A 6,720-nucleotide genomic window follows, 5' to 3' on the forward strand; every position below is an offset into this window, starting at 1 on the left:
TGATGTGGGTTGGCCGCGCCGCCTCACGCGCCGGAGGGGCTCGGTGTGCTCGGTGTGCTCGGTGCGGGGGCCGTCCGCCCGGCCAGCCGCTCCCGCCAGGCGGCCAGGACCGCCGCGTCCGTGGGCCTGGTGGCCAGGCTCACCGCCACATAGGCCACGAGGGAGGCGATCAGCCCGTAGTAGATCGGCTCGTTGGCCAGGACGCCGAAGGAGACCATCAGGCCGACGACGGCCAGGCCGCCCACCGCGACCGAGGCGAGCGCGCCCGCCGCCGTGCCGCGCTTCCACAGCAGCCCGCCCAGGATCGGCACCAGCAGCCCGCCGACCAGCAGGTTGTAGGCGACGGTGAGGGCCGCGACGACATCGTTCAGGCCGATCGCGATGCCGATGACCGCGACGCCCATGAGGAGGATGAACAGCCGGTTGCCGCGCACCTCGTCGTGCGCCGCCTCCTCACCCGCCGCCTCCGGCCTGCGCACCGCGCCCCGCACCCGGGCCCAGATGTCGTTGTTGGCGACCGTGGCACAGGCGATCAGCGCCCCCGAGGACGTGGACATCACCGCGGACAGCGCCGCCGCCAGCACCAGCCCGCGCACGCCCATCGGCAGCGCGTCCTTGACGATCGTGGCGAAGGCGTCGTCCGGGCTGCCCAGATGCGGGTAGAGCACCTTGGCGGCGGTGCCGATGACCGCACCGGCGAGCGCGTACGCCAGGCAGTACGTCCCGGCCGCGGTGCCGCCCAGGCGGGCCACCTTGTCGCCGCGCGCGGTGAACACCCGCTGCCAGATGTCCTGCCCGATCAGCATGCCGAACGAGTAGATCAGCACGTAGGTGAAGACCGTCTGCCCGCCGATGCCCAGCGGCGCGAAGTAGTCGTCCGGCAGCTGCGCCTTCATCGCGGCGAAGCCGCCCGCCTTGACGACGGCGATGGGCAGCAGGAGCAGCAGCACCCCGATCGTCTTGACGACGAACTGGACCATGTCGGTGAGGGTGATCGACCACATGCCGCCGAGCGTCGAGTAGGCGACCACGATCGCCCCGCCGAGGACGATCGACAGCGACCGGTCCAGGCCGAAGAGCACATCGAAGATGGTCGCGTAGGCGATGGTCGAGGTGACCGCCAGCATCAGCGTGTACGCCCACATCACGATGCCGGAGATCAGCCCGGCGGAGCCGCCGTAGCGCAGGTCCAGCATCTCGGAGACCGTGTAGACCTTCAGCCGGGCGATCCGGGCCGAGAAGAAGACGCTCAGTGCGAGCAGCCCGAGTCCGATGGTGAAGACCATCCAGGCTCCGGAGAGGCCGTACTGGTAGCCCAGGCCGACCCCGCCGATGGTGGAGGCGCCGCCGAGCACGATCGCCGCCATGGTTCCCGAGTACATCGCGGGGCCGAGGCGCCGCCCCGCCACCAGGAACTCGCTCTTGGATTTGGCGCGCCGCATCCCCCACCAGCCCATGGCGAGCATTCCGGCCAGATAGAGCACGATCACCGCGTAGTCGACAGCCATGGGCCATCCCTTCCAGCTGCGCCGAGGGGAGAGGGGTACGGGGGTGGGGCTTTGCTGCGGGGGGAAAGACGGGCGCCCGGCGGGCGGGGGTCCCGGGCGGGCGCCGCGTCTGGGGGTTGACCCTAGGAGGCGGGAAGGCAACGCTGAAGTGTACGTTTCCTCCACTCACCGCCCCATGACGTGGATGGTTCGCACATGCCGCACAGCCCGCACCCGACACCCCCGCCGTCCCCTGCGCCGTCCACCCCGCCGGTCCCGCTGGCGGCTCTCCTGGCGCGGACGGACCTGGGCCTGCGCCAGATCGCCGGCCCCCGCGAGGGCGTCGCGATCCACTGGGTGCACACCTCGGAGATGGCGGATCCGGTGCCCTACCTCCTGGGCGGCGAGATGCTGCTGACGGCGGGGGTGCATCTGGCGGAGGTGAGCGGCGCCGCCCGGGACGCCTATCTCGACGGCTATGCGGCCCGTACGGTCGCGGCCGGCGCCGCGGCCCTCGGGTTCGGGATCGCACCGGTGCACGACACCGTCCCGCCCGCCCTGGTGGCGGCCTGCGACCGGCACGGTCTGCCGCTGGTCGAGGTCCCGGCGGGCACCCCCTTCACCGCCGTGGAGAGCGCCGTGTGGCAGGCCGTGACCGAGGCCCGGCACCGCGAGCTGACCCGGCTCAGCGAGGCGCAGCGCGCCCTGGCCACGGCCGCCGCCCGCCCCGAGCCGGCCGGCGCCGTGCTGCGCGCCCTGGCCCGCCATGTCCACGGCTGGACGGCGCTGCTCGCACCGGACGGCACGGAGCACGGCACGGCCGGCCCCCGCCCCGACGGCGCCGTACGCGCGGCGGCCGGCCGGCTCGCGCAGGTCGTCGGCGCCGGCGGCCCGTCCTCGGCCACCGACGCGCTGCCCGGCATCCAGCTGTCCGCGTACGCCCTGACGGGTCGCACCGCCGGCCCGCGGGCGCTCGCCCTCGTGGTCGCCGCGGACCCGCACGATCCGCCCGCGTACACCATCGCGGGCGTCGCCGCCGTACTGCTCTCGCTGATCACCGGCCCCGCCGCCGGCCGCGGCCCGGACGGCGGGGAGCACTCCGCGGCCCTGGCGCGCCTCCTCCTGGGCGCCCGCCCGGCCGACGTCGCCCCGCTCCTGGGCCATCCCCTGTGGACCGTCGTCCATGCCGAGCGCCGCCGGGAGACGACGGAGTCGGCGGCTTCACTGGCCGCCGCGCTCGGTACCGCGCTGGTCGCCCCGGCCCCCGGTACCGGCGTTCCCGCCCTGCGCGCCCTGCTCCCCGCCGGCCACGAGATCGCCGCGCGGCCCGGCTGGACGCTCGGCGTCAGCGAGCCCGTACCGGTCGAGGAGCTGCCGGCCGCCGACCGGCACGCCGCCACCGCCCTGCGCCGCGCCCTCGCCCGCCGCGCCCCCCTCGTCCGCCAGCACTCCCCCGGCCCCCACGGCCTCGGCTCCCTCATCGCCCCCGGTGACGCCCGCCGGCACGCCCAGGCCCTGCTCGCCCCGCTGGACGGTTCCCCGCCCCTGCTCGACACCCTCCACACCTGGCTCTCGCTGCACGGCAGTTGGGATCGCACGGCGAACTCCCTGGGCATCCACCGCAACACCGTCCGCCAGCGCATCGCCCGTATCGGCACGCTCCTGGACACCGACCTGGACGACGCCGATGTCCGTATGGAGCTGTGGTTCGCCCTGCGCTGCCTCGACCGGGACGCCGGGCCCGCCGAGTGACGCCGGCCCCGCCAAGTGGCGACGGCACCCTCGGTAACACCCTTGTGACAGTCAACTCCTTGATGGGACAAGGGAGTACGCCACTAGACTTTCTCCCGCGTTGTACTGCACGTCACGACGAGCATGTGGAACGGGGGCCGCGATGGCCGGAGAGGGACTGCAGGCCGACATCCCGTCACTGAAGGCCGGGGGCAAGGACTTCACCAGCGTCGGGCAGCGCTACCAGACCGCGGTCGGCAAGCTGAAGAACGCCCTGACCGGGCTGGAGGGCCAGGACACGCCGCCGTGGGGCGACGACGACATCGGTGAGAAGTTCGGCGTGGTCTACGAGGGCCTGCGCGACGGGATGTACGAGTCGATGGGGCATCTGGCCGCCAAGCTCCAGGAGATCGGCGGCGCCCTGAACACCATGGCCGACAACCACCAGGCCGACGAGGACTTCAACGAGTCCCTGATGAAGCAGCACGTCGCCAACGCCGAGGCACAGAGCCAACTGATCAGCGGTTTCAAGGCGCCGAACGTCTGACGCGCCCGCGGCGTCACCACCCGCGCCCGCACGAAGACCGGCACCAGCTCTCCTTCTCCGCTCGTCTCGTCATCGTCTCGACGCTCTACGGGGGATCGCCGTCATGTCGCTCATGCTGCCGGACTGGCTGGAGTGGGTCCTTGAGATGCTCGGCTACGACTGGCCGACGGGCGACGAGGACAAGATGAACGAGTCCGCCAACCACTGGCGGGAGTTCGCCAGTGCCGTCGAGCAGCTGCAGTCCGAGGGCGCCTCCGCCGCCGGCGGCGTCCTGTCGGCCAACTCCGGCGAGAGCATCGAGGGCTTCAGCAAGACCTGGGAGAAGTTCTCCGGCAACGGCTCCGGCTACCTCGACGACGCCCGTACGGCCGCCGAGCTGATCGCCTTCGCGATGGACGCGGGCTCGGTGGTCATCATCGGGATGAAGGTCGCGGTGATCGCCCAGTTGGCGATCCTCGCGGCGGAGATCATCGCGGCCCAGGCGGCGGCGCCCTTCACCCTCGGCCTGTCCGAAATCGGTGCCGCGGGCGCCACCCAGGCCACCCGTCTGATCGTCCGCCGGATCCTCAAGGAAGCGCGCGAGGCCCTGGTGGAGGCCATCGTCGAGACGGTCAAGGAGCCCGCGGTCTCCGCGCTGGAGGCCATGATCTCCGACGCCATCGCCCAGGGCATGAACATGAACTTCGGGGCCCAGCAGGGCTTCGACGTCGGCCGCAGCCTCAAGACCGGCGCGGACGCGGGCATCGAGGCGGCCAAGAACTCCGGTCAGACCTTCACCGAGGCGCTGCGGGACGGCGCGGGCGGCAGGGCCGGCCACCATGCCCGCGGCGGGCTGGACCACGCCGCCGGGCGGGGCGGCGACGGCGGGGACGGGGACGGCGGGGGGTCCGGCGAGTCCGCGGGGTCCGGAAGCGGGTCCGGCAGCGGCAGCGGATCCGGGAGCGACAGCGGATCCGGCTCGGGGAGCGGATCGGGGTCGGGGTCCGGGAGCGGGTCGGCGTCCGGAGGCGGATCCGGCAGCGGGGACGGCGGGGGCGGTTCCGGGAGCGGTTCGAGTTCCGGCAGCGGGGACGGCGGGGGCGGTTCCGGAAGCGGTTCGAGTTCCGGCAGCGGCTCGGGGAGCGGTTCCGGGAGCGGCTCCGACGGCGGTGGGTCCGGCTCCGGTACGTCGAGCGGAGGCGGTACGGGGACGCATACGGGTGCGGGAGGCAGTACCGGCACCGGTGGCGGGAGCGGGAGCGGCGCCGGGGGGACCGGCGGCGGCACCGACTCCGTTCGTACGGCGGGAGGTTCGGGCTCCACGGACACCGGCTCCGGCGGCACCCCGTCCGACCCCTCCCACGGCTCCTCCCCCGGCCAGGACGGGCGCCAGGCCCCCCAGGCCCAGCCGCTGCCGCCCCCGAGCCAGCGCACCGCGTTCGACGAGGGCTACACCGGCGGCAGCGACCACAACCCGTACGGGGGCTCCGATCGGGCACCGGGCGGCCCCGCTTCGGACTCCGGCCAGAACCCGGCACCGGGCGGCCCCACCGCGGACTCCGGGCACACCCCGTCGCCAGGCCCCGCGTCCGACCCGGGGCCGGTGAGCACCCGGCCCACCCCGGACAGCGCCCCGACCCCCGATTCCGGAACGACCTCCGCCTCCGGGCCCTCCCCGGAACACGCCGCCCCGAGCCAGCCCTCCGCCGCCGCTCCCGACGGACCGTCCCGCCCGGACGCGGGGCCGTCCCCACAGCAGTCCTCCCCCGCCCCGGCCCCCGCCCCCGACCAGGCCGGCGGCCACACGCCCGGCAACACCGACACCACCCCCTACGGCAACGGCACCGGCGAGGGCGGGACGGGTGGCGGAAACAGCACGCACGACGGGGACGGCTCCCACAGCGGTGCGGGAGGCGGGCGTCCGGCCACACCGCATGTGGGCGTGCCGTCCCAGGGCGCTCCGGTGCAGCACTCCCCCTCGTCGGGGCCGCCCGTCGGACAGCGCGACCCCTCGCCCGGCGACCCGATGCCGCATGTCCGTGACGAGGACGACACCACCGTCACCACCCAGTCCGCCGACACCATGGCCGCACCGCCGCCATCCGCGCACCCGGCGACGGACCCCGGCCCCCACACCCCCGCCACCCCTCAGCAGCAACCGTCGCAGAGCACCCCGCAGACCCCGGGCCCGATGGGCGTGCCCACCGCCGTGCCTGCACAGGGCGGCGGGCCCGCGACGCCGAACGCCGCCCCACCGCGCGGCACCACACCGCCGTCCGCCGCGGGCCCCACCGCCCCGCCCAACCGCCGCCCGGACGGCTCCCAGCCGGTCCACGACGTCACCCAGCAGCGCCGTCCGGACCGCCCGGCCCACGACCCCCGCCTCGACGGACCACGCCGCCCGCAGGCCCCGCAGAGCCCGTCGAACCCCGACAACGGCCGCCCCGACCCGCGCCGGCAGCGCCCCGCCCCGCCGCCCACCCGCCCGGACACCACACGGCCGGACACGACCCGGCCGGACGCCACACGCCCCGCCCCCACACGCCCCGACCCCACACGGCCGGACCCGCGGACCACCGACGCCGGCCGACCCACCGAGTCCGGCCGTCCCACCGACACCGACCGGCCGACCGTCCCGGACCGCGCCGACGACCGGCCGGACCGCAACGGGACTCCCCCGAACGGCGACGGCCACACCGAATCGCCCCGGCCCCACAGGGACGACACCGACACGGACACCCACGGCCACACCGGCCCCCCAGGCGAGCACACCCCTGCCTCCGAGACGCGTAACCGGGAGCGTCCCGGCGGTCTCGAGGGCCCCACCGACGAGCACCAGCAGCACGTCGAGGACTCGATCCCCAGGAACGACGACGGCACCCCCCAACGCCACCCCGACCCCGACGACGGCAACTGGGTCCACTCCATCAACGACCCCGGCCCCGACGCCCCCGGCCGCAACAACAACTGCGTCGA

At 74.7% G+C, this 6,720-nt stretch carries 4 protein-coding genes; 3 read left to right on the forward strand and 1 reads right to left on the reverse strand.

Annotation, left to right across the window (positions count from 1 at the left end):
* Positions 1-23: 23 nt before the first annotated feature.
* A complete protein-coding gene (locus tag AC0680_RS16410) occupies positions 24-1,508 on the reverse strand; it encodes a sodium:solute symporter family protein (protein WP_478628913.1) in 1,485 nt (494 codons plus the stop codon).
* A gap of 195 nt (positions 1,509-1,703) precedes the next feature.
* Between AC0680_RS16410 and AC0680_RS16415 the strand changes: the two genes are divergently transcribed.
* The 3 genes from AC0680_RS16415 to AC0680_RS16425 all read left to right on the forward strand — a co-directional run.
* Positions 1,704-3,239, forward strand: a complete 1,536-nt coding sequence (locus AC0680_RS16415) for a PucR family transcriptional regulator ligand-binding domain-containing protein (RefSeq protein ID WP_478628915.1) — start codon at positions 1,704-1,706, stop codon at positions 3,237-3,239.
* Positions 3,240-3,381: 142 nt separating this feature from the next.
* Entirely contained in the window at positions 3,382-3,765 is a 384-nt protein-coding gene (locus AC0680_RS16420) for a WXG100 family type VII secretion target (RefSeq protein ID WP_478628916.1), read from the forward strand.
* Positions 3,766-3,868: 103 nt separating this feature from the next.
* Positions 3,869-6,720 (forward strand): WXG100-like domain-containing protein (locus AC0680_RS16425; RefSeq protein ID WP_478628918.1); only part of this gene is annotated, 2,852 nt, incomplete at its 3' end.

This window comes from Streptomyces sp. NPDC043738 (assembly GCF_056436545.1).